The organism is Bradyrhizobium sp. CCBAU 25360, from assembly GCF_028128695.1.
GTDB classification, from domain to species: domain Bacteria; phylum Pseudomonadota; class Alphaproteobacteria; order Rhizobiales; family Xanthobacteraceae; genus Bradyrhizobium; species Bradyrhizobium ottawaense.
In genome coordinates this window covers 169,520-190,949 of sequence record NZ_LBJA01000043.1, presented here as the reverse complement: position 1 = coordinate 190,949, position 21,430 = coordinate 169,520, and the positions used below count along the sequence as shown (strand labels likewise).

The 21,430-nt window shown below is 65.3% G+C and carries 19 protein-coding genes; 9 read left to right on the top strand and 10 right to left on the bottom strand.

The annotated features are described in order from the left end of the window. Nucleotides 1-153: 153 nt before the first annotated feature. Together XH81_RS27860 and XH81_RS27855 are read left to right on the top strand one after the other, a co-directional pair. Entirely contained in the window at nt 154-3,012 is a 2,859-nt protein-coding gene (locus XH81_RS27860) for an autotransporter outer membrane beta-barrel domain-containing protein (protein ID WP_028144197.1), read from the top strand. A 198-nt stretch (nt 3,013-3,210) separates the two neighbouring features. Beyond that, nucleotides 3,211-3,846 carry a hypothetical protein gene (locus XH81_RS27855; RefSeq protein ID WP_028144198.1) on the top strand — a complete coding sequence of 212 codons (636 nt, stop codon included), beginning with the start codon at nt 3,211-3,213 and terminating at the stop codon, nt 3,844-3,846. Between the two features lie 37 nt (nt 3,847-3,883). Here XH81_RS27855 and XH81_RS27850 read toward each other — a convergent pair whose 3' ends face one another. Beyond that, nucleotides 3,884-4,657 (bottom strand): enoyl-CoA hydratase/isomerase family protein, encoded by a 774-nt coding sequence (locus XH81_RS27850; RefSeq protein ID WP_028144199.1) that lies wholly within the window; start codon nt 4,655-4,657, stop codon nt 3,884-3,886. A 253-nt stretch (nt 4,658-4,910) separates the two neighbouring features. Here XH81_RS27850 and XH81_RS27845 point away from each other — a divergent pair, with 253 nt between their 5' ends. Beyond that, a complete protein-coding gene (locus tag XH81_RS27845; RefSeq protein ID WP_028144200.1) occupies nt 4,911-5,294 on the top strand; it encodes a bleomycin resistance protein in 384 nt (127 codons plus the stop codon). 77 nt (nt 5,295-5,371) lie between these two features. Further along, the gene (locus XH81_RS27840) at nt 5,372-5,989 is read left to right on the top strand and encodes a hypothetical protein (RefSeq protein ID WP_028144201.1); all 618 of its coding nucleotides are present in this window, start codon (nt 5,372-5,374) and stop codon (nt 5,987-5,989) included. Here XH81_RS27840 and XH81_RS27835 read toward each other — a convergent pair. Then, nucleotides 5,986-7,080, bottom strand: a complete 1,095-nt coding sequence (locus XH81_RS27835) for an Acg family FMN-binding oxidoreductase (RefSeq protein ID WP_028144202.1) — start codon at nt 7,078-7,080, stop codon at nt 5,986-5,988. The genes XH81_RS27840 and XH81_RS27835 overlap by 4 nt on opposite strands. A gap of 95 nt (nt 7,081-7,175) precedes the next feature. Next, nucleotides 7,176-8,087, bottom strand: a complete 912-nt coding sequence (locus XH81_RS27830) for a GntR family transcriptional regulator (protein ID WP_028144203.1) — start codon at nt 8,085-8,087, stop codon at nt 7,176-7,178. 89 nt (nt 8,088-8,176) lie between these two features. On the opposite strand from XH81_RS27830, the gene XH81_RS27825 reads away from it, so the two are divergent. From XH81_RS27825 to XH81_RS27805, 5 genes are read left to right on the top strand one after another with little or no spacing between them, the layout of a single operon-like run. Beyond that, nucleotides 8,177-9,112: a hydroxymethylglutaryl-CoA lyase gene (locus XH81_RS27825; protein WP_028144204.1), complete on the top strand. Its 936-nt coding sequence runs from the start codon at nt 8,177-8,179 to the stop codon at nt 9,110-9,112. Beyond that, the gene (locus XH81_RS27820) at nt 9,109-10,323 is read left to right on the top strand and encodes a CaiB/BaiF CoA transferase family protein (RefSeq protein WP_028144205.1); all 1,215 of its coding nucleotides are present in this window, start codon (nt 9,109-9,111) and stop codon (nt 10,321-10,323) included. The genes XH81_RS27825 and XH81_RS27820 overlap by 4 nt, the downstream gene beginning before the upstream one ends. A 41-nt stretch (nt 10,324-10,364) precedes the next feature. Continuing rightward, on the top strand, nt 10,365-11,411 hold the full coding sequence (locus tag XH81_RS27815; protein ID WP_028144206.1) for an ABC transporter substrate-binding protein: 1,047 nt from the start codon (nt 10,365-10,367) through the stop codon (nt 11,409-11,411). Then, on the top strand, nt 11,408-12,256 hold the full coding sequence (locus tag XH81_RS27810) for an ABC transporter ATP-binding protein (RefSeq protein WP_028144207.1): 849 nt from the start codon (nt 11,408-11,410) through the stop codon (nt 12,254-12,256). Before XH81_RS27815 ends, XH81_RS27810 begins: the two co-directional genes overlap by 4 nt. Before the next feature lie 2 nt (nt 12,257-12,258). Next, nucleotides 12,259-13,110 (top strand): ABC transporter permease, encoded by an 852-nt coding sequence (locus tag XH81_RS27805; RefSeq protein ID WP_028144208.1) that lies wholly within the window; start codon nt 12,259-12,261, stop codon nt 13,108-13,110. A 34-nt stretch (nt 13,111-13,144) separates the two neighbouring features. On the opposite strand, the gene XH81_RS27800 is transcribed toward XH81_RS27805, so the two are convergent. From XH81_RS27800 to XH81_RS27770, 7 genes are all read right to left on the bottom strand, one after another. Next, on the bottom strand, nt 13,145-14,392 hold the full coding sequence (locus tag XH81_RS27800; RefSeq protein WP_028144209.1) for a class I SAM-dependent RNA methyltransferase: 1,248 nt from the start codon (nt 14,390-14,392) through the stop codon (nt 13,145-13,147). Further along, a complete protein-coding gene (locus XH81_RS27795) occupies nt 14,385-15,119 on the bottom strand; it encodes a TlyA family RNA methyltransferase (protein WP_028144210.1) in 735 nt (244 codons plus the stop codon). Before XH81_RS27795 ends, XH81_RS27800 begins: the two co-directional genes overlap by 8 nt. A gap of 27 nt (nt 15,120-15,146) precedes the next feature. Next, nucleotides 15,147-15,701, bottom strand: a complete 555-nt coding sequence (locus XH81_RS27790; protein WP_028144211.1) for a nucleoside 2-deoxyribosyltransferase — start codon at nt 15,699-15,701, stop codon at nt 15,147-15,149. A gap of 116 nt (nt 15,702-15,817) precedes the next feature. Next, on the bottom strand, nt 15,818-17,746 hold the full coding sequence (gene dxs, locus XH81_RS27785; protein WP_028144212.1) for a 1-deoxy-D-xylulose-5-phosphate synthase: 1,929 nt from the start codon (nt 17,744-17,746) through the stop codon (nt 15,818-15,820). Between the two features lie 605 nt (nt 17,747-18,351). Beyond that, nucleotides 18,352-18,603, bottom strand: coding sequence for an exodeoxyribonuclease VII small subunit (locus XH81_RS27780; RefSeq protein ID WP_008132970.1), 252 nt, complete (start codon nt 18,601-18,603; stop codon nt 18,352-18,354). 74 nt (nt 18,604-18,677) lie between these two features. Next, entirely contained in the window at nt 18,678-19,607 is a 930-nt protein-coding gene (locus XH81_RS27775) for a histone deacetylase family protein (protein WP_028144213.1), read from the bottom strand. 133 nt (nt 19,608-19,740) lie between these two features. Then, complete coding sequence (locus XH81_RS27770) at nt 19,741-21,396, bottom strand: bifunctional metallophosphatase/5'-nucleotidase (RefSeq protein WP_028144214.1); 1,656 nt, start codon at nt 21,394-21,396, stop codon at nt 19,741-19,743. Nucleotides 21,397-21,430: the final 34 nt, after the last annotated feature.

The window sequence follows — 21,430 nt, the reverse complement described above, 5'->3', positions numbered from 1 at the left end:
GCTTTGTGGCGGATTAGCCACAACCCGGGCGAGCCGCGTTCGACCCGGTTCCAACTCGATTGCCGGCCGTTGCAAAGCAACCTAAGAGTTGAGTGTTCGTTTCTCTTCGTTTCCCATCTCGCACACGCAATTGCCGCATCATTCCCAGCACACATGGCTTCGAAAATTGGCGCCGTAGCAGCACGCTGCGTGGCGATCGCCGCCGCCTGCGCTTCCGTCTCGATGCTGCTGACGGCACGGGCCGAAGCCGCATGCACGCCCGCGGCCGGGAACGATGTGTCGGCCGTCTGCACTGGCGCGACGGCGGGCGGCTACGGCGGTGCCGGCTTCACCAATCTGAACGTCACCGTGGACACCGGCGCCACGGTCACGGCGGGTGCCGCGAGCATCACCTTCAATACCGGGAGCCTGCTGAATCGCGGCACGGTGAGCGGCGTCACGTCCGGCGTTCTCGGCGCCACGGCCACGATCACCAATTCCGCCCTGATCTTCGCGAGCGGAGGCACCGCCATCGATCTCAGCGGCAGCCTGACGTTGACCAATTCGGGATCCGTGCAAGGCAGCCAGAACGGTGTCCGCGCGGCGACTGCGACCATTGCCAATTCCGGCTTGATCGTCGGCACGTCCGGCCAGGCGATCAGCCTGAGCGGCTTTGGCGACATCATCAACAGCGGCAACATTTCCGGCAATTACGGCATTCTCTCGTTTTCCACCGTCAAGCTCGCGAACCGCGGATTGGTGTATGGCGACAATGCCGCCTTGTCGGTGAACGGCGCGACGATCGACAATAGCGGCACGATCCTGTCCGGCGGCACCGCCGTCGATTCCGCGGGCGCAACGATCGCCAATCGCGGCACGATCAGTGGCGCCAGCATCGGCATCGGGACCTCCGGCTTCACCTTGAACCTCGACAATTCCGGCAGCGTTTCGGGCCAGTTCGGCATCTTCACCAACGTTGGCAACATCGTCAATTCGGGCACGATCAGCGGCACCGGCGGCACCGCCATCGATGCATTCGTCAACCTCGCGCTGGTCAATTCGGGCGTGATCAGCGGGCAGACGACGGCGATCTTCGCACCGACCGCCGCCATCACCAATTCGGGCTCGATCGCCGCGGCCACCGCGGCGGCGATCGATGTTACGGCCCTCACCTTGGCCAATTCCGGATCGATCAGCGGCGTGACGTCAGGTGTTCACGGCGCCACGGCCACCATCGCCAACTCCGGCTCCATCACCGCCACCGGCGGCCCCGGCATCGATCTCAGCGGCAGCCTGAAGCTGACGAATTCAGGCTTGGTGCGCGGCAATTCCGACGGCCTCAGTGCCGCGAGCGCGACCATCGTCAACTCCGGCTCGATCGTCGGGAATTTGCGGGCCATCAACCTCGTCGGGGCCGGCGACATCACCAACAGCGGCAGCATTTCCGGCGGCTCCTACGGCATCGCTTCGTTTTCTGGCGTCAAGCTCGTCAATAGCGGCACCGTCTCGGGAAGCGTCTCCGCCGTTTCGGTGAGCTCGGCGACTATCGACAATTCCGGCGCGATCCTCTCCAACGCGGTTGCGATCGATGCCGGGATCGCCGCGATCAACAATTCCGGCACGATCGCGGGGCGGGGCATTGCGATCACAACCGTCGATCTCACGCTCTTCAACACCGGCACGGTGTCGGTCAGCGATCCCGGCGCTTCGGCGATCTATGCGTTGAGGGCCGATATCAGCAATGCCGGCCTGATAGCGGCGGCGAATATCAGCAGCCTGGCGATTTCCTTAAGTTCTGCGGCCGATACGCTCACTTCGTTCGCCGGCTCCCGGATCATCGGCCGCATCGATCTCGGCGGCGGCGCCGATCGGGTGGATTTCCGCGGTGGCAACTTCAATTACACTTTCAACTCGCTCGCGGGCGTGACCGTCACTTCGGCGGGGCCTTACATCGTGCAGGGATCGCGGGTCGTCACGGTCGATCCCACGCCTTTCGCGGCGACCAACCGCAACATCCTGGCGTTCTCCGCGGCGGTGACGTCGGCGCTGCCGCTGGCGGAGCCGCCTCCGCCCGCTGCGAGACCGGCGATGAGCTACGCCACGGGGGTCAGACCGGCGCAGGGCGCGCGCGAGGCCTTCGCCGCGGTGATGACGCCGCAGGGGCCGACGGCCGTCTATGGCGGCGGAGTGAGCATGTGGGCGCGCGGCTTCGCCGGCGAGCGAGATCAATCGGCAACAGGCCCGCTGCTCCACACCGTCAATCGCTTCCAGGGCGGTTTCATCGGCGGAGACTGGCAGGCCAATCCGTTCTTTCGTCTCGGCGCGTTCGTCGGCGCGGGCGCCATGCGGAGCACGGAGGATCTCAATCTCAACGGCGTCAGCTCGGATGTCGCGTTCGGCGGCGCCTTCGCCCGCGGCACGTTCGGCGACACCTTCCTCGACATGATGATCCAGCTCGGCCGCTTGTCAGGACATAGCTCCCGCGTGGTCAGCAACAATCTGGCGCCGACCGGGATCGAGACTGCCCTGGGCGACTACGCCGGCTTGTACGCGATCCCCGAACTCGGTCTCGGGCGTCACATCGAGCTGGGCGAGATGGGCGGCACGACGTGGCGGCTGACCCCGGTGGGACGCATCCGCTATCTCGCCGGCAACCTCGGCGGCTACAACGAGAGCGCTTCGACGGCGAGTCTGACGGTGGGCGGACGCCGGCTGTCGGAGCTCGAGGAGCGCGCTGAGCTGAAATTATCGGGAACGATCCGTAGCGCCGACTTTGCGGTGATCACCGGGAGCCTCCGCGTTGGCGTGCTCGGCGCGCAACGGGTGGGCGGTGCGGCGGTGAACGCCACGCTGCTCGGCCAGGCCATTCCGTTCGCAACGCCGGGCGCCGACACGATCTGGGGTGTTCTGGGCGGAGGCGGCCTCGAGCTCAGCCGAGGCGCGGCCAGCTTCTTCGTCTCTGGCGACTACCTGAAGGCGTCGGACTCGAGTGTGGTTTATGGCGGGCGCGGCGGGTTGAGGCTCGCCTTCTAGAACTCGGGTTGTCCGGACGATGCCCGCGCCTACCGAAGATGAGATCATTTGCCCCACCGCACCCGGCAGTTGAAATTAATCGATCGTTAACCGGCGCGTGTCCCTAATCGCGTGGTTTCTGTCCGTTTCGAGCCAGCACCCTGACATCTGCTGAGGCGAACGAAAGCGGGTTTGTCAGACCTGTCTCCGAGCAGTCCAATGGCCACCGTCACATCGAGCACCAACCAGATTTCGCCCGCCAACGAGCGGCTGTATCACCAGAGTGCTCTGGTCGGCGACTGGAAGGGCAATTGGGTGGGCAACAACCAGCCCGTCGGCTTCAAGGTCGTGAACATCCGCGGCGCCCGGGCGCAGGTCGAGTACACCCATAACGGGCACACCGAGCGCGGCTTTGCCGAGGTTCAGGGCACACTTATCACTTTTGGCGGGGTCACGGTCGGCACCAAGGACGGCAAGAACATGGTGATGCTGTTCTCCTTCGGGGGCGCCGGCAAGCAGACCGCGAATCTCGAGAAGCAGGCCCCGCCGGCTTCCGACAGTCGCCTCATGGGAAGCTGGGGCGGCTATTCCAGCGCCAACGGCAAGAGCGCGAGCTTCAAGGTGCTCGCGGTCAATGGCAAGGAAGCGCAGGTCAGCGTCACCACCGACGGCGTCACGCGCCAGGGCACCGGCTACGTCTACAAGAACGTCATCATGTTCGGGCAGACGCAGATCGCGACCGATGACGGGCAGAACGGCAAGGTCATCTACCAGGTCGGCACGAAATCCTTCATGGTGCCGGTGACGAAATATCCGCCGGCCGACACGTCGTCCTCCGTCGACAGGACCGCCTGAACGCGCGGCGCCCCGACACGCGCGGGGCCTGCTGTCCTCACCATTTCGGCGTCCGCTTCTCCACGAACGCCCTCAAGCCCTCCTGCGCCTCATCCGACGTCGCGACGTTGCAGAAATCGTCCACGGCGCTTGCAATGCTGCGGCGATAGTCGAGATCGATCTGGCGCATGAAGGCCGCGCGGCCCATGCGCAGCACCGCGGCTGATTTGCCGGTGAACTGCGCAGCGAGCTTCGCGATCTCGGCCTCGAGCTCCGCATCCGCGATGACGCGATTCACCACGCCGAGATCGCGTGCTTCCATGGCGCTGAAGACCCGGCCGGTGAACAGCAGCTCGAAGGCGCGGTGTCGTCCGACGATGCGCGGCAGATGCGCGTAGTGGATCGCGGGAATGACGCCGACGTCGATCTCGGGATAGCCGAACGTCGCGCTCTCGGCTGCCAGCACCACGTCGCAGGACACCGCCATGGTCATGCCGCCGCCCCGCGCCGCACCGCCGACCGCGGCGATCGAGGGCTTTCCGAGCCCGTACTGGGCATCGTAAAGGTCGATATAGAGCGCCTGGAGGAATTCCCGGATCTCGGCGCCGGATCTGCCAAGCAGGATGTCGAGGTCGAGGCCCGCCGAAAAACGTTTTGCAATTGCGCTCGCCAGCACGACCACGCGTGCGCCGTCGTCGTCCGCAGCGCGGCGGAAGGCGGCAACAACTGCGCGGATCATCTCGAGGCTCAGCGCATTGACGGGCGAGCGGCGCAGCGTGATGCGGGCGATGTTGCCAACGCATTCGTAGGCGACGGGATTGTCAGAGGTCACCGAGTTCTCCATGCTTCATTGGGGCAGCGCCTTCAACTGCCCCTCGATCTTGCGCAAGACTTCGCGGGCGGCCGCAAGGGCCCATCGCCGATCAGCCGCCAGACATCGTCAGTCCGTTCCGTCAGATGCGGCATCGTCAGCGGCAAGAGGGCCCGCTTCATGACCAGCTTACGTTGCGGCGCGACCCGTGCAAGACCTCGGGCGCGCATGCTAGGCTGCGTGCGGGAGATTGCTCGCGACTTGGAGAGGACAGATGACCGACGAACATCCCATGATGGCCGGCTCCGCCACCGTTTTCGTCGTCTCCGACATCGCCGCGAGCCTCGCCTATTACCGCGACGTGCTCGGGTTCGAGGTCACCTTCGAATATGGTGCGCCCTTGTCCTATGCCTGCCTCTGCCGCGACGTTGTCGCTCTGCATCTGCTTGCAGCGGCCAGGACGAAACGATTGCCCGGGCAGGGCGGCCTCTGCATTTTCGTCCGCGACGTCGACCAGCTCTATGCCGAATTGTCCGGCCGTGGCGCCAGGCCCATCAACCAGCCGGAGGATCGCGATTACGGCATGCGCGATTTCGACATCGTTGATGCCGATGGCAATCAGCTCACCTTCGGCATGGGTATCCCGGAACCCGGCTGAGGCGATGCCGGCGCAGCCTCGCTGGCATTCCTCATCGCCGGAGGGTATGATTTGCGAGGTTTTCGAAGGTTACCTGAATGTCCCGCCTTGCAACTTCATGCGGTCTTGCAGCCATCTTCGCCGTGCTCTGGCTCGGCGGCACCTCCGTTGATGCGCAAGTTGCACCGCTGAGGTATGTCATACCGGGCGGACCGTTTGGCTTTGGCGGCAGCGATGGCCAGAGCTCGGATCCTTACGGCAATTTTCCAAGCTTCAATGCCGGTGACGCAGGCGGGCGCACTAATTTTGCGAATGGCTTCTTCGTCGGCAGCCAGCGCGGCAACCTCAATTGGAGCGGGCTCAGTCAGACCGGGCTTAGTCAGAGCGGACTTGCCGGCAATTTCAGCGCGCTCTCCTATGACAGCACGCAGTTCGGCTACACCACCAAGTCAGCTGGCGGCTTGCCCGTGACGTTCTTTGCCGGCTTCGAGACGTTGAAATATGGCAATGGCATCGGCAGCTCGGTGGCGCCGCTGACGTCGGGCGCGGCACCCGGCACCAGCGCATTTGCGGGCGTCGAGTTCAAACCGACCTCCAACCTCAGTCTGTCGTTCGGCGCCGGTTTCATCCAGCCGGACTCGGGTCGCATGGACAGCGATATCAGATCGAACATGCTGCCCGGCGAGTCGCCGGTCCTGGGCGGCCTTCGGCGTTAGGATCGCATCACGAGCTCCGGCGGACGCCGCTGCGATTTCGGCAGGTTTGAGCCGTACCCGAAACGCATCACGATATCGGGACGCCGCTCGCCGAGTCCGATTGAGGCCGCGAATTGCGGCCTCAGCGCCGCCACCTCGACCGGCTGGTTGACGAAGGAATATTTGAGCCCGAGCGCGGTCGCCTGCAAGCCGAAGCGCTGGCAGGCGCGGCCGACCGCAATCCAGTGAGATTTGTCGCTGCGATCGGCCGCGAGCACGACGATGCCCGCAGAGCTGGCGAGCTGTTCCCGGTACTTCTTGTTTTCGCTGCGCTCCGTGAAGAAGAACTTCAGCAGCGGCCGTGCCAGCCATGACGGCAGAGACGGGTTTCCCGAGGCGGGCGAGAACAACCCGTCCATGGTCGCGAGCGCCTCCGTCTCGTTGAAGCGAATCCAACTCACGAGCTCGCGCATGAAGGCCTTGTCGCGCATTTGCACGGAGTTGCCTTCGAGCACATAGTCGGTGACCCCGGCGATCGCGGCGCGCTCGGTCATCAGGATGGCCGCGACATCAGGTTCGCGGCAGGCGCTTTCGAGCTGGCGCAAGGACTCGGTTGCGGCCGGCCTGCCGTCGAACGCCGCGCGGGTGCATTGCCTGACCGGAATCGCGGCCGCCAACGCCGATGCGGCCGGCGGGGCCTGCTCAAGCGCGATCACGATCCGGTCGCCGTCAATGACCGGATCGGCACGCCAGCCCAGCGTGGATGCGGCGAGGATGAGGTTTTCGGCGGCGCAGCCGAGACTGACGAAGAGGTGATGATCGTCCGGATCGACGGCCGGGCAGCGGCGCGTGAAGTCCGGTGCAATCGCGATCTCGTTGCCGCGAGCGGAGAAGATCCACGGCTGGGTGTTGTGGCTGTTGGCGGCGAGGATGGCAAAGCGCACGAGCTCGCGATCCCTCGGCACGGCCTGCAGCGGAGCCCGAGACGTCGTCACTGCCTCGTCATAGGTCATCGTTGCCCCTGCGGCAGGGAAGCCGCCGATCGCAGCCGCGGGCAACCCGAGCGCGGCCCCGATGAACTGTCGCCGGTCAACCACAAACGTCCGCTCCATGCCCTTGCACAGCAAGCCTCTAGCACCAACGGGCGCCAGAACGATTGAGCGGAATCAAGATCGGATGGCGGGTCCAGGGAATCCTGGCTTGAGCATCACGACAAGCCCGCCACCAGGGGCCGCTGCAGGTGCTTGGCCATCAGTTCCGCCGCTTCGGCATAACGCCCGGTTTCCAGAATGTCGAGCAGGCGCAGATGCTCGCGCACGTGACGCCGCATGCCGTCGCGGTCGGCGAAGCTGCGATAGGCGAACAGGCGTCTGATCGAGTTCACGCGCCTGAGCGCTTCGAGAAAAAAGGGATTGCCGGCGCCGCGGATGATGTCTTCGTGGAATTCGCAGCCGGAGTGAAAGATCTCGCCGATCGTCATCTTCTCGAGCTCGCCTTCGAAGACGCGCAGCTGGCGCTCGCGCAGACGTACGATCACTTCCTGCGGCAGGGCAAAGCCCGGCTGCGCGATTGCCGCCGGCTCGATCACCGCACGAAACGCCTTGGCCTGTGCTTGAGATTCGGGACTCGAGACCGTCTCTGCGAAACGCCAGCCATAGCCCGGCAGGCGTGCGATCCAGCCCTCGGCAGCGATCCGGTCCAGCAGCCGCTGCAGCTCGGCCCGCGTGACGTCATAGCGGCGCTTCAGCTCCGCCTCGGTAACGTCGGTCGGCAGCCGGCTCGCGAGCACGTCGCCTGCGACGGACGCATAAACCTGCTCGTTGCGCCTGACTGCGGCGAGCGCCGGTTGGGCTGCGCCGCTTGTGGGATTCTTGGCCAGCACAAAGCCGCGATGCGGCTCGCCGCGCGCCAACCCCGCGGCCTCCAGAGCCTTGAGGCCGAGCCGGATCGGCGCGCGTGAAAGGTCCAGCGCGTCGGCAAGCCTTTGTTCGATCAAGCGGTCGCCGGCCTTCATGCCTTCGCGCCGGGCGAACGCCATGATGAGGCCGGCGAGGTGCTCGGCGCGTTCGGAACCGTCGGTTCGGGTGCCGCGCTGTCGGGAACTGTCGGATGCAGTCATTGCAGTGCACGCAAAGTTTAGGGCTTGACAGACTGTCCCATGGATTGTTCTTTTACGCAACAATATACAATCGATCCAGGGAGAGCCCGATGGCACGCGCGCCGGATGTCCATATTTGCGAGGTCGCTCCCCGCGATGGTCTGCAGAATCTCGACATCTTCGTTCCGACCGAAGCCAAATGCGCCTTGATCGACACGATCGCTGCTGCCGGCGTGCGCGAGATCGATGCCGGCTCGTTCGTGCCGCCAAAGGTCGTGCCGCAATTCGCCGATGTCGATACGGTGATGGCGCACGCGCTCACGCACAGGTCGGCAACCATCGGTGCGCTGGTGCCGAACGTGAAGGGCGCCGAGCGTGCCATCGCCGCCGGTGTCGACGTCATCTATTTCGTCATCTCGGCGAGCGAGACGCACAACCAGGCCAATGTGCGCCGGACTGTCGATGAGCAGATCGAGGGATTTCGCGCGGTTCGCGCCGCGATCGACGCCCGGCCCGTGGGGCAGCGTCTGCAACTGATGGGCGCGATATCCACCTCCTTCGGCTGCTCGCTCGAAGGCGAGGTCAGTGAAGCGGCGGTGTGCCGGGTGGCGCGCGCCTTTGCCGAGGCCCGTGCCGACGAGATCGGGCTTGCCGACACCGTTGGTTACGCCACCCCAAAGCTGATCGGCCAGATCGTTGCAGCCGTGCGACGCGAGGTCGGGCCGCAAATGACGTTGCGGCTGCATCTGCACGATACGCTCGGCGCCGGCCTTGCCAACGCCGTCGCCGGTCTCGAAGCCGGCATTCGCCGCTTCGACGCCGCCGTGTCAGGCCTCGGTGGCTGCCCCTTTGCCCCCGGTGCGCGCGGCAACATCGTCACCGAGGACCTCGTGTTCATGCTGGAGCGCATGGGCCTCTCCACTGGCATCGACCTCGACCGTCTGATGCAGACGCGCGAGATTCTCGCCCGACATATCCCGGCAAAACACTTGTCGGGGCATCTGCACGAGGCCGGCATTCCCAAAGTCCTGCGGAGCGCGGCATGACGCCGGTTGCGCGTGAGACGGCATCGGAGCTTCGCCCGCTCGCCGGCATTCGTGTCATCGAGTTCAGTCAGATGGTGATGGGGCCGAGCTGCGGCTTGATCCTCGCCGATCTCGGTGCCGACGTGATCAAGGTCGAGCCGCCCAAGGGCGACCGCACCCGCACTTTCAAGGGCCCAGCCGCCGGTTTCTTCGCCACCTACAGCCGCAACAAGCGCAGCATCGCGCTGGATACGTCGACCGCGGAAGGCCAGGACGTCGCACGCAGGCTGATCGAGAGCAGCGACGTCATGATCGAGAATTTCAGGCCGGGCTTGTTGAAGCGGATCGGCCTCGACTACGAGAGCGTCGCGGCCTTCGCGCCGCGCCTGATCTATTGCTCGCTCAAGGGGTATCTGCCTGGACCCTATGAGAACCGCCTCGCGCTCGACGAGGTGGTGCAGATGATGGGGGGCCTTGCCTACATGACCGGCCTGCCTGACCGCCCGATGCGTGCCGGGGCCTCGGTCAACGATGTCATGGGCGGCATGTTCGGCGTGATCGCGATCCAGGCTGCGCTGGCCGAGCGGCAGCGGACCGGCCGGGGGCGCTACATCCAGAGCGCGCTGTACGAGAACAACGTGTTCCTGATGGCGCAGGCCATGATGTGCGAAGTGGTCAGCGGCCAGCCGTCGATCCCGTATTCGATCAAGGACAGCCCATGGCCGGTCTACGATCTCTTCGACACCAGGGACGGCTCGAAGCTGTTCGTCACCATCGTCGGTGAAGAGCAATGGGAGGCGTTCTGCCGCGCCTTCGATCGTGAAGCCTGGCTCGTTGATCCGCGCTTTGCAACGAGCAACGACCGCGTCGATCATCGCGGCTGGCTGATCCCCGAGATCGCGAAGATCTTCAAGCCGTGGGACAAGGCCGATCTTGCCGCGCGCCTCGAGCAGCTCGATCTTCCCTATGCGCCGGTCAACAAGCCCGGCGATCTCTTCGATGATCCGCATCTCAACCAGTCCGGCGGCCTGACCGCCATTCGGCTGCCCGACGGTAACGAGGCCAAGACGCCGTTGTTGCCGATTTCCATGGACGGAAGGCGGCTGCCCAACCGCTATGATCCCCCTGGGATCGGCGAGCATAGCAGCGAGATACTGAGCGAGATCGGCATGTCTCCGGACGATATCGACACGCTGCGACAGGCAGGGACGATCAAGGTCGCGCCGTCCTGACCGATCGGCGTATCGGACAAGAAACAAGGGAGGAGGAGCATATGAGCATTACCAGGCGCCAGGCGCTGATCGCGGGCTCCGCATTGGCCGGAGCATCGCTGTTGCCGGAGCGATTGCTTGCGCAAAGCAAGCAGGTCTCGCTCGCCTTCGGACCGGTGTCGCCTGTCTACGCCATCGGCATGATTGCGGAGCTGAAGGGGTACTTCAAGGACGAGGGGCTCGATTCAAAGCTCATCACCGGCAATGCCGGGACGTTCGGACGCCAGACGCTGGCGGCGGGGCAGGCACTGTTCGCGCACGGCGATGCCAGCCACCCGCTTCAGCTCGGCGCCCGCGGCAAGCCCTGCAAGATCCTGCTCGCCACCGAGATGGTGTGCTCCTACGCCAACATCATGGTCCGGCAGGACCTCTACGACAGCGGGATCAATTCGGTCGAGAAGCTTGCCGACTACAAGCGGCCTGACGGTGCCAAGCCGATCGTTGCCGCCACCGCCATCGGCTCCGGCACCTGGGTGTTCGGCACCTATGTGTTCGAGGCGCGCGGGCTCGGTGATAGGGTGAACTGGGTCGCGGGCGGGGGGCCCAACACGATGTTCCCCTCGCTCCAGACCAAGCAGTTCGACGCCATCATGGCGCCGCCGAGCTGGATCGTCGAGGTCGAAAAGAAGGGCTTTGGCAGGACGATCTACGACACGTCCAAGCCGGGCGTGTTCGAGAAGGATTTCGGCGGCGCGCTGCCCGTGCTCGTGATCTACACGCTCCAGGACACGGTCGAGCAGGACAAGGCGTTGGTGCAGGCCTATGTCAATGCGATCTACCGCGCCATGGCGTTCGTGAAAGCTGCGCCGCTCGCGGAGGTGCAGGCGCTGGTCACGCCGAAGTATTTCTCGGGCATCGACCCCGATGCGGTCAGCGCCGAGCTCGGTTTCGACAAGTCGACCTGGGCCTATGACGGTGTCATCGACAAGCCCGCGTTCGAACGCGGCGCCAAGCCCTGGTACCGCAAGGGCACGGATATTCCCGAGACCAAATACGAGGATGTCGTCGACATGAGCTTCCTCCAGGCAGCCAGGGCGAAGTACAAATGATCGCCGCGCCGGGCCAGGGTCTTGCGCTCGCGCGCGACGAGGATGAAGCGACAGCGGCACGCACCCGCATCGCCGTGCAGGGACTTGCCAAGCGCTTCAACGCGTCCGGCCACGAGTTCGTGGCAGTGGATGACGTCTCCTTCGAGGTCAAGCAGGGCGAGTTCGTCGCGCTGCTCGGCCCGTCCGGCTGCGGCAAGAGCACCATTCTCAACATGGTGGCGGGGCTGTTGCCGCGCTCGGGTGGACGTATCCTGATCGATCAGGACACCGTCGAGACCGGCAAGGTCAACCCCAGGGTCGGTTATGTCTTCCAGCGCGATACGCTGTTTCCCTGGCGAACCGTGGAGCAGAACATCGGCTATGGGCTGGAGATCGCGGGATTGCCGAAGGCCGAGCGCGCCGGGCGCGTCGCTGCGGCGGTCGAGAAGGCGGGGCTCTCGGGCTTTGCGCAGAGCTTTCCACGCATGCTGTCCGGCGGCATGCGTCAGCGCGTCGCCTTGATGCGCACGCTGATTTTGGAGCCTGAGATCCTGCTGATGGACGAGCCGTTCGGCGCGCTCGACACCCACACCAAGCTGGAGATGCACAAGACGCTGCTGGAGATCTGGGAGCGCGAGCGGCAGACCGTGCTGTTCGTGACGCACGATCTCGGCGAGGCCTTGACGCTGGCGAGCCGCATCATCCTGCTTTCGGCGCGGCCCGGGCGCCTGAAGGAGGACTTCGACGTCGCCATCCCGCGGCCGCGCGATCCCGTTTCCGTGCGCGAGAGCGCCGAATTCGGCCGCCTCTATTCTCACATCTGGCACTCCCTCGGCGAAGAATTCCGCCGCACCAGGGCCGACTGACCATGTCCAACAGCCGCACCGTAATCCTGTTCTGGCAATTGGCCATTCTCGCGGCCGTGCTCGTCATCTGGCAGTGGGGCTTTGAATGGAGCAAGGCGCTGCTGCCGAGGGCTTACGTGCCCAAAATCCTCGATCCCTATTTCGTCGCCAAGCCGTCGCTGATCTGGCAGAGCTTTCTGCGGCTCGGCTGCTTCTCTGACGCCGGCGGCTTTGCCGCCTGCATCAGGGGCAACGACAACAATCTGTGGCTCGCCACGCTCGTCACGCTGAAGAATACCTGGTGGGGCTTTCTGTTCGGCTCAGCGAGCGGCATCGCGGCCGGCCTGATCCTCGGCCGTTCGGACTTCCTTGCCCGCGTGTTCGGGCCCTACATCGTGGCGCTCAACTCGATACCGCGCATTGCGCTGGTGCCGCTCGTCATCCTGATCTTCGGCCTCGGCGACCTCTCCAAGATCGCGACCGCATGGCTCGTCGTTTTCTTCGTGGTGTTCTTCAACACGTTCGAGGGAACGCGGGCGGTCGACCGCGACCAGATCGCGGCCGCCCGTCTGCTCGGCGCCAGCGAATTCACCGTGCTGCGTACCGTCGTGATCCCGTCCGCGCTTGCCTGGGTGTTCGCTTCGCTTTTGCCGGCGGTGTCCTTCGCGCTGATCGGTGTCATCGTCGGCGAGTTCATCGGCGCCGAGCGCGGCCTCGGCAAGCTCATCATCGAAGCGGAGGCGCGCGCCAATGCCAGCGAGATGATGGTCGCGATCTTCGTCATGATGTTCGTCGGCATCCTGCTGGCGATCGCGGTGCGCTCGCTGCAGTCCTATTTGTTGCGATGGCAGCCGCAATTCGAGCCGTCAGCATAGCGGCCCGGACGAGGGTGAGCGGGCGCGTGCAACGTCACCGGCTGAACCGCGCCACCAGCTCCACATGTGGCGTGTGCCGGAACTGATCGACCGGCACTACGGCGTCGATCTTGTAACCGCCGTCGATCAGCAGCCGCGCGTCGCGGGCAAAGGTTGCGACGTTGCAGGACACCGCGACCACGACGGGTACCTTGCTCGCGGCGAGCTTCAGCGCCTGCGCCTGCGCGCCCTGGCGCGGCGGGTCGAATACCACGGCGTCGAAGTCGCGCAGCTCCGGCGGCACCAGGGGGCGGCGGAACAGATCGCGCGGCTCGGCCTTGATCGGCTTCAGGCCCGGCGTGCGCGCTGCTTTTGCCAGCGCTGCGACAGCGCCGGCGTCGTTGTCATAGGCGGTGACGCGCGCTTTTTCGGCGAGCCGCAAGGCGAACGGCCCGACGCCGCAGAAGAGGTCGAGAACCTCCTTGGCCTTGCCGATGCGTTCCGCGACGAGCGCTGCCAGCGTCTCTTCGGCCGCGACGGTCGCCTGCAGGAACGAGCCCGGCGGCAGCGTCACCTCTGCGCGGCCCATCTTTATTGTCGGCGCCAGGCGTTGCAGCACCAATTCGCCATGCCGCGTCAGCCGCGCCAGGCGGTGCTGCTCGGCGACGCGCGACAGCGCGGTGACGAGCGGCGTCGGCAGCGGGCCGGAGCCACGCACGTCGACATCGAGGCCGTTGGCGGTGGCGGTGACCTGAATGTCCAGCGGCTTGGTCACCGGCATCCTGGACGTCAGCGGCTCCGCCAGCGCCCAGGCGGCGTCGAGCGCGCCGTCGAGTGCGGGATCGAGGATCGGGCAGCGATGGATCGGGATGACGTCGTGTGAGCTCGTCGCGGAGAAACCGACCTTGAGGATATCATGCGTGCCGAAGCGGCCGTGCAGCGTGACGCGCCGGCGCCCGGCGCCATGAGCATCGACCAGCGGCGCCACCTCGCAATCGATGCCGGCCTGCGCCAGCGTCTCCACCACGATGCCGCGCTTCCAGGCGTGGTATGGCTCGGTCGACCAGTGCTGGATGGCGCAGCCGCCGCAAACGCCGAAATGCGGACAGAACGGCTCGATGCGCTCCCGGCTTGCGACGTCGACCGCGAGCAGCTTGCGGCGGTCGGGATGGTTGCCTACGACGTGATCGACCTCAACGGTCTCGCCGCCCAGCGTGTAGGGCACGTAGATCGCTTCGCCGGCGTCGAGGCAGACGCCGTCGCCGCGATGGCCGACATGGTCGATGGTGAGACGCTCAACCACGGCGCGCGCCCAGGAAGAATTCGATATTGCCGTCGCCGCCCGTGATCGGCGAGGGGAAGATCTCGATGTCGGTGCAGCCGAGCGAAGCGGCAAAGGCGGCAATGTCGTCGCAGATCTCCCGGTGCACGGCGGCGTCGCGGACGATGCCCTTCTTGTTGTGCTTCCTGTCAGCCTCGAATTGCGGCTTGATCAGCGCCAGCAGGCTCATTGGTGCTGCGGCCAGCGACAGCGCCACGGGCAGCACGGTCTTCAGGGAGATGAAGCTGACGTCGATGACGACGACATCGGGCCGTGCCGGCAGCCGCTTGCCGTCATAGCTGCGGATGTCGGTCGCCTCCATCGACACGATCTTGGGATGGTCGCGCAGCGAGGCATGCAGCTGGCTGGTGCCGACGTCAATGGCGAACACCAGGCTCGCGCCGTTCGCCAGCAGCACCTCGGTGAAGCCGCCGGTGGAGGCGCCGACGTCGAGGCAGACATGATCCTCGATCTCGATGGGATACCGCTCCAGCGCGCCGGCGAGCTTGACGCCGCCGCGGGAGACGTAGGGGTGCGCGGGCTCGGCCTGGATCACGGCGTCCTCGGCAATCGTCTCCGACGGTTTGGCGACCGGCTTGTCGTCGGCGGTGACGAGGCCCGCCTCGATCGCCGCGCGCGCCCGCGCCCGGCTCTCGAACAGGCCGCGCTCGACCAGCAATACATCTGCGCGCTTGCGGGCAGGGGACAATCGACTCTCCAGGACAGGGCTTGTCGCTTATGTAGCGATCAATCGCGCGGCCGCCATCCGGACGCAAGTCTCGAACGCGGCCAGATCGTGCCAGACGTCGATTGGCATCGCGGCCGGCGTCACCAGCGGGCAGCCGTGCAGCTCCAGGGCATGGATCATCATGAGGTTGTCGACGTGGCCGAAATCCTCGACCGTCAGCCCCTGCGCATCGACCAGCCGCCCGTCCTCGGAGGTGACCTCCATGAAGCGACCGAGGCGGTCGGCATAGGCGGCGCCGTCGTTGGAATAGGCCAGGCACAATTTGCGGCGGCCGGCCATGTAGCCGAGCTCGTAGACGGTGCCGGGATCGGCGCCTGCGCCGCGGAACGGGGTGAGATTGGCGATGATGGCGTCAGCCGCATCCATCATCGCCTCGTTGCCGCAAAAGATCTGCCGTGCGGCATCGGGCGCGGTGAGGTCGATGGCGTTGTCGAGCGGATAGAGGCCGGTGAGCCCGTAGCGACCGCAGATCGCGACCTTCTGCCGGCCGATCTCGATTGCATCCGGCAGGAACACGTCGGGGCCTGCCAGATAGATCTTCATGACTGACTGCTTCGGAGAAATTCAGGCAAGCTTCGAATCGCGGCGAAACTGCGCTTCCCCACCCGCGCCTTTGTCGCGACCTCTCCCGCAAGCGGGAGAGGTGAAGAAAGCCACGATCAAGCCAGCTTGACCGTCTCGGCCTTGACGTCCTTGCCGAGCGCCTCGAACACCTTGGCGACGATGCCCTTGGCGTCGAGACCGGCGCGGCCGTACATCGCGGCCGGGGTGTCGTGGTCCTGGAACACGTCGGGCAGCACCATCGAGCGGAACTTGACCATGCCGGTGTCGAGCACACCCTGATCGGTCAGGTACTGCGCGACATGCGAGCCGAAGCCGCCGACCGAGCCTTCCTCGATCGTGATCAGGATCTCGTGGTCGCGGGCAAGCTTGAGCACCAGCTCGGTATCCAGCGGCTTCATGAAGCGCGCGTCGGCGATCGTGGTCGACAGGCCGTGGGCTGCGAGCTCATCGGCCGCCTTCTCGCATTCGGCGAGGCGCGTGCCGAAGGAGAGCAGGGCGATCTTGCTGCCCTGGCGAATCACGCGGCCCTTGCCGACCTCGAGCGGAATGCCGACCTCGGGCATCTCGATGCCGCGGCCTTCGCCGCGCGGATAGCGCAGCGAGCTCGGACGGTCGTCGATCGCGACCTGGGTCGCCACCATGTGCACGAGCTCGGCTTCGTCGGCCGCCGCCATGATCACCATGTTCGGCAGGCAGCCGAGATAGGCGTTGTCGAACGAGCCGGCATGCGTGGCGCCGTCGGCGCCGACGAGGCCGGCACGGTCGATGGCGAAGCGGACGGGCAGGTTCTGGATCGCGACGTCATGCACGATCTGGTCGTAGCCGCGCTGCAGGAAGGTCGAGTAGATCGCGCAGAACGGCTTGTAGCCTTCGCTGGCAAGACCGGCGGCGAAGGTCACAGCGTGCTGCTCGGCGATGCCGACGTCGAAGGTGCGGTCGGGGAAGGCCTTGTTGAAGATGTCGACACCGGTGCCCGACGGCATCGCCGCGGTGATGGCGACGATCTTGTCGTCCTTCTGCGCTTCCTTGACGAGGCTCTGGCCGAACACGTTCTGGTAGGCCGGCGCATTCGGCTTGGCCTTGGCCTGGGTGCCGGTCGCGACGTCGAACTTGACGACGGCATGGTACTTGTCGGCGGAGGCTTCAGCCGGGCCGTAGCCCTTGCCCTTCTGCGTCACGACGTGGACCAGGATCGGGCCGGTCTCCATGTCGCGGACGTTCTTCAGGACGGGCAGCAGATGGTCGAGATTGTGGCCGTCGATCGGGCCGACATAGTAGAAGCCGAGCTCCTCGAACAGCGTGCCGCCGTCCATCATGAAGCCGCGGGAATATTCCTCGACGCGGTTGGCGCGGTTGGCGATGATCTTGGGCAGGCGCTTGTTGATCTGCTTGGCCGCATCGCGCAGCGTGCGATAGGTCTTGCCGGAGTAGAGCCGCGACAGATAGGCGCTCATGGCGCCGACCGGCGGCGCGATCGACATGTCGTTGTCGTTGAGGATGACGATCAGGCGCGAGTTCATCGCACCCGCGTTGTTCATGGCCTCATAGGCCATGCCGGCCGACATCGCGCCGTCACCGATCACGGCGATAACGTTGTTCTTGCCGCCGGAGAGGTCGCGCGCCACCGCCATGCCGAGGCCGGCGGAGATCGAGGTCGAGGAATGCGCCGCGCCGAACGGATCGTAATCGCTCTCGCTGCGCTTGGTGAAGCCGGACAGGCCGCCGCCGGTGCGCAGCGTGCGGATGCGGTCGCGCCGGCCGGTGAGGATCTTGTGCGGATAGGCCTGATGGCCGACGTCCCAGATCAGCCGGTCGCGCGGCGTGTCGAAGACGTAATGAATCGCGGTGGTCAGCTCGACCACGCCGAGGCCCGCGCCGAAGTGACCGCCGGTCACCGAGACGGCATCGATGGTCTCCTGCCGCAGCTCGTCGGCGACTTGGCGAACCTGCTCGATCTTGAGCTTGCGCAGGTCGTCCGGCGTCCGGATGGTGTCGAGAAGCGGCGTTTTACTGTATGCGTTCACGGCGATTTCCAATTTGTCAGCGCCGGAAGGTCATTCCGGTGCGCGATGGGTTTGCACAATATCGGCGCAGCGCGAGTCCTCAAACCGTCGGAGCCACCTGCATGGGGCAAGGCCCCGTCTTCAAGCTTAGGTAAGCTTAAGTGCGCTCCGGTTCAGTCTCTGTGATCCCTGTCACTTAGATCGGCTTCGTCCGTCCCAGCCAATTTCATTAGCAGTTTGAAGCGCTTGTCGTCGGAATTCTCTGCCCACGCAAGGCTTGCAAAAAGCCACACTCCGCGCAGCTTTACACCAAAGCTTGGGCCAAAGCCAACCCGCAGGACCGATTGGGGGTATGCAGATGCAACCGGCGGGCCAGAGTGGTTAACCGTGGCCCGGGACAATGGGTTCCAGCCTTGCCGGGTCCCCTGGCAGGCTTTTTCGCCTGAATGAGATCTTTTTTTGGTCCTGAAGGACCGATTTCCGGAAGGGGCGGCATCCGATCCGCCTGCACGGAACCGCGGCGCTCAGCGGGATAGCGCCGTGCGATCGTGAAATCGATGCGGGCGGCCACGTGATGACGTTTCGGGGCTGCCATCAGAAGACTGAGCGGGAAAGTCTCGGCTTTCCTACTGCACGTCCAGCGGCGCGGTGCCGGTGGCCTGGCCGCTGGCATCGGTGGTGATCTTGTCGACGCGCGCCTCGGCCTGGCGCAGCAATTCCTCGCAGCGGCGCTTCAGCGCCTCGCCGCGCTCGTAGATCGTCACGGATTCCTCGAGCGGCACCTTGCCGTCCTCGAGCCGCTTCACGATCGTTTCGAGTTCCTCGATCGCGCGCTCGAAGGTAAGCCTGGAGACGTCGACTTGAGTATTTTCGGCCATATCCGTTTCCGATTGCCCGATTCGCTTTCCTTGCAGTGAAGGCGGGTTTTGCGGGCTTAATGTGGCGGGCGTCGTCAGGCGCCCATCAGGGCGCCGACATGCGCCGTAACAGATTCTTTCAGTCCTTGCAGGTCATAGCCGCCCTCGAGCACCGAAACAACGCGCCCCCCCGCGGACTTGTCGGCGAGATCCATCAGCTTGCGCGTCACCCAGGCATAATCCTCCGCGCGCAAATTCAGCGAAGCCAGCGGATCGCGATAATGCGCGTCGAAGCCGGCGGAGATGACGACAAGCTCGGGGCTGAATTTTTCGAGCTGCGGCAGAATCAAATTCTCGAACGCGGAGCGGAATTCCGGCCCGCCGTCCTCGGAGGCGAGCGGTGCGTTGACGATGGTGTCGTGGTCGCCGCGCTCGCCCGTGGCGCCGGTGCCCGGAAACAGCGGCATCTGGTGCGTCGAGCAGTACATCACGGTCGGGTCCGACCAGAAGATGTCCTGCGTGCCGTTGCCGTGATGCACGTCGAAATCGACGATGGCCGCGCGCTTGATGCCGTATTTGCGCTGCGCGTGGCGGGCGGCGATGGCGACGTTGTCGAAGAAGCAGAAGCCCATCGGCTTGCCGATCTCGGCGTGATGGCCGGGCGGGCGCACCGCGACGAAGGCGTTGCGATGCTCGCCCGCCATCACCGCTTCGGTCGCCGCCACCGCGCCGCCGACGCCGCGCATCACCGCTTCCCACGTGCCAGGGGACATCGAGGTGTCGCCGTCGATATAGACCTGCCCGCTGCTCGGTGCGATGTGGCGCAGCTCGGTGACGTAGTGCTCGTTGTGGCACAGCGTGACGAGATCGAGATCGCCCTCCGGCGCCTGGTCGCGTACCAGGAACTGGAAGCGCTCATGCGACAGCGCTTCCTCCACCGCACGCAGGCGATCCGGCCTTTCAGGGTGTCCCGGCGGCGTGACATGGTCGAGGCAGGCCTTGTGGGAAAGGAGAAGCGTGCTCATCAGGTCGGCCTCATGGATGCGGGCTTTCGACGTCGCTTGGCGCATCCGGCGCCAAAACGCAATGCAAATCCCAATCTATGCGTTTGAACGGGAATGGCAAAGGGTCGTCCCATTCTGGCCCGTTTGATCCGGATCAATTCACCCGCAGGATGCGGCTCAGCGGCAGCGGGCCGATCGGTCCGTGCGCCCGGAAGAACGCGAACAGCGCGTCCGCGTCGTAGCCGCCATATTGCGGCGCCGTGCCTTGTTTGGCGACGGTAAAACCATCGCCGCCGACTGCGAGGTAATCGTTGAGGGTGACGCGGTAGCCGCTGGCCTGCTCGATCGGCTTGCCGTTGAGCATCATCTTGTCGGCGATCACGCGCTCGCCGAATGACTTCGACGCATCCCAGGAATAGCTGAACCCGTTCGACACCTGGAGAATTCGCGGCCGCTTCGGGTCCAGCCATTGCTGCTCGAGCATGTCCTTGAGCTGGTTGCCGGTCAGGGTCATCGTGACGAGGCGGTTGCGGAACGGCTGGCTGGCGAAAACATCGCCGAAGGAGATCGCGCCGTTCTCCTTCGGGACGATGTCGGTGCGGATGCCGCCCGGATTGGTGAGTGCGATGACAGCGCTGCCATCCTTGGCGTCCCTGGTCGCAGCAAGCTGCGCGTCCGCGATGACGTTGCCGAGCGCGCTTTCACCGGCCTCGTTCGGCACGCGTGACAACGTCTGCGTCACCGATCCGGCCGGCCGGTTGGCGATCGGCGCCGAGAGCCGGTCATAGGCCTCGATCAGCGCGGTCTGCTCCGTGTCCTTCGCCAGCGAGGCATTGGCGACGATGACGTTCTCGGCTTTGGCATTGACGATGTCGCGGGTTACGGGATCGAGCTTGAGATCGATCGCGGTGACCAGCGTGCCGTATTTGTCGCCGCTGGTGACGAGCCGCCCGTCGATGTCGCAGACATAGGCGCGGTGGGTGTGGCCGCTGACGACGACGTCGACGGCGCGGTCGAATTTTTTGACGATGTCGACGATCGGCCCGGTAATGGCAGGGCATTCATTGTAGTCGCCGGCGGGCTCGCCGCCCTGGTGGATCAGCACCACGATCGCCTCGACGCCGCGCGCCCTCAGCTGCGGCACCAGCGCATTCACCGTCGCGGCTTCGTCGCGGAATTCGAGCCCGGCGATGCCGGATGGCGAGACGATGCCCGCGGTCTCCTTCAAGGTCAGCCCGATGAAGGCGATCGGGATGCCGTCGAATTCCCGGATATCGTAGGGCGGCAGCACGCTGTTGCCCGTCGCGGTCTCGATGGTGGACGCGGCGAGATAGCGGAATTTGGCGCCCGTGAACGGATGCGGCCCCTGGCAGCCGTCGACCGGATGGCAGCCGCCGTTCTGCATCCTGAGCAGCTCGGTCTTGCCCTCGTCGAACTCGTGATTGCCGACCGAGCTGATCGCTAGACCCATCAGCGAAAGCGCCTCGACCGAAGGCTCGTCGTGAAACATCGCCGACAGGAACGGGCTCGCACCGATCAGGTCGCCGGCGGCGACGAAGATCGTGTTCTTGTGCCCCTCGCGCAGCTGCTTCACCAGCGTCGCCATGTATTCGGCGCCGCCGGCCGCCACCATCACCTTCCTGGCTCCGTCCTCGGGATCGGCGATGCGGATGCCGCCCGGCGGCGGCCGCAGATTGCCGTGAAAATCGTTGATCGCGAGCACGCGCAGCTCGACCGGCGCGGCGGTCTGGGCCGAGGCGGGGAGGGCGAAGGCGAGAGTGAGGGCGGCGAGGATGGATCGGTATCGCATGGAACAAGATTAGTCGGTCCGCGCGAAGATTTCA

What these genes read in the sequence shown, in the direction of transcription:
- XH81_RS27860 (WP_028144197.1), top strand. Translation starts at nt 154, where the DNA reads ATGGCTTCGAAAATTGGCGCCGTAGCAGCACGCTGCGTGGCGATCGCC.
- XH81_RS27855 (WP_028144198.1), top strand. Translation starts at nt 3,211, where the DNA reads ATGGCCACCGTCACATCGAGCACCAACCAGATTTCGCCCGCCAACGAG.
- XH81_RS27845 (WP_028144200.1), top strand. Translation starts at nt 4,911, where the DNA reads ATGACCGACGAACATCCCATGATGGCCGGCTCCGCCACCGTTTTCGTC.
- XH81_RS27840 (WP_028144201.1), top strand. Translation starts at nt 5,372, where the DNA reads ATGTCCCGCCTTGCAACTTCATGCGGTCTTGCAGCCATCTTCGCCGTG.
- XH81_RS27835 (WP_028144202.1), bottom strand. Translation starts at nt 7,080, where the DNA reads ATGGAGCGGACGTTTGTGGTTGACCGGCGACAGTTCATCGGGGCCGCG.
- XH81_RS27830 (WP_028144203.1), bottom strand. Translation starts at nt 8,087, where the DNA reads ATGACTGCATCCGACAGTTCCCGACAGCGCGGCACCCGAACCGACGGT.
- XH81_RS27825 (WP_028144204.1), top strand. Translation starts at nt 8,177, where the DNA reads ATGGCACGCGCGCCGGATGTCCATATTTGCGAGGTCGCTCCCCGCGAT.
- XH81_RS27820 (WP_028144205.1), top strand. Translation starts at nt 9,109, where the DNA reads ATGACGCCGGTTGCGCGTGAGACGGCATCGGAGCTTCGCCCGCTCGCC.
- XH81_RS27815 (WP_028144206.1), top strand. Translation starts at nt 10,365, where the DNA reads ATGAGCATTACCAGGCGCCAGGCGCTGATCGCGGGCTCCGCATTGGCC.
- XH81_RS27810 (WP_028144207.1), top strand. Translation starts at nt 11,408, where the DNA reads ATGATCGCCGCGCCGGGCCAGGGTCTTGCGCTCGCGCGCGACGAGGAT.
- XH81_RS27805 (WP_028144208.1), top strand. Translation starts at nt 12,259, where the DNA reads ATGTCCAACAGCCGCACCGTAATCCTGTTCTGGCAATTGGCCATTCTC.
- XH81_RS27790 (WP_028144211.1), bottom strand. Translation starts at nt 15,701, where the DNA reads ATGAAGATCTATCTGGCAGGCCCCGACGTGTTCCTGCCGGATGCAATC.
- XH81_RS27780 (WP_008132970.1), bottom strand. Translation starts at nt 18,603, where the DNA reads ATGGCCGAAAATACTCAAGTCGACGTCTCCAGGCTTACCTTCGAGCGC.
- XH81_RS27775 (WP_028144213.1), bottom strand. Translation starts at nt 19,607, where the DNA reads ATGAGCACGCTTCTCCTTTCCCACAAGGCCTGCCTCGACCATGTCACG.
- XH81_RS27770 (WP_028144214.1), bottom strand. Translation starts at nt 21,396, where the DNA reads ATGCGATACCGATCCATCCTCGCCGCCCTCACTCTCGCCTTCGCCCTC.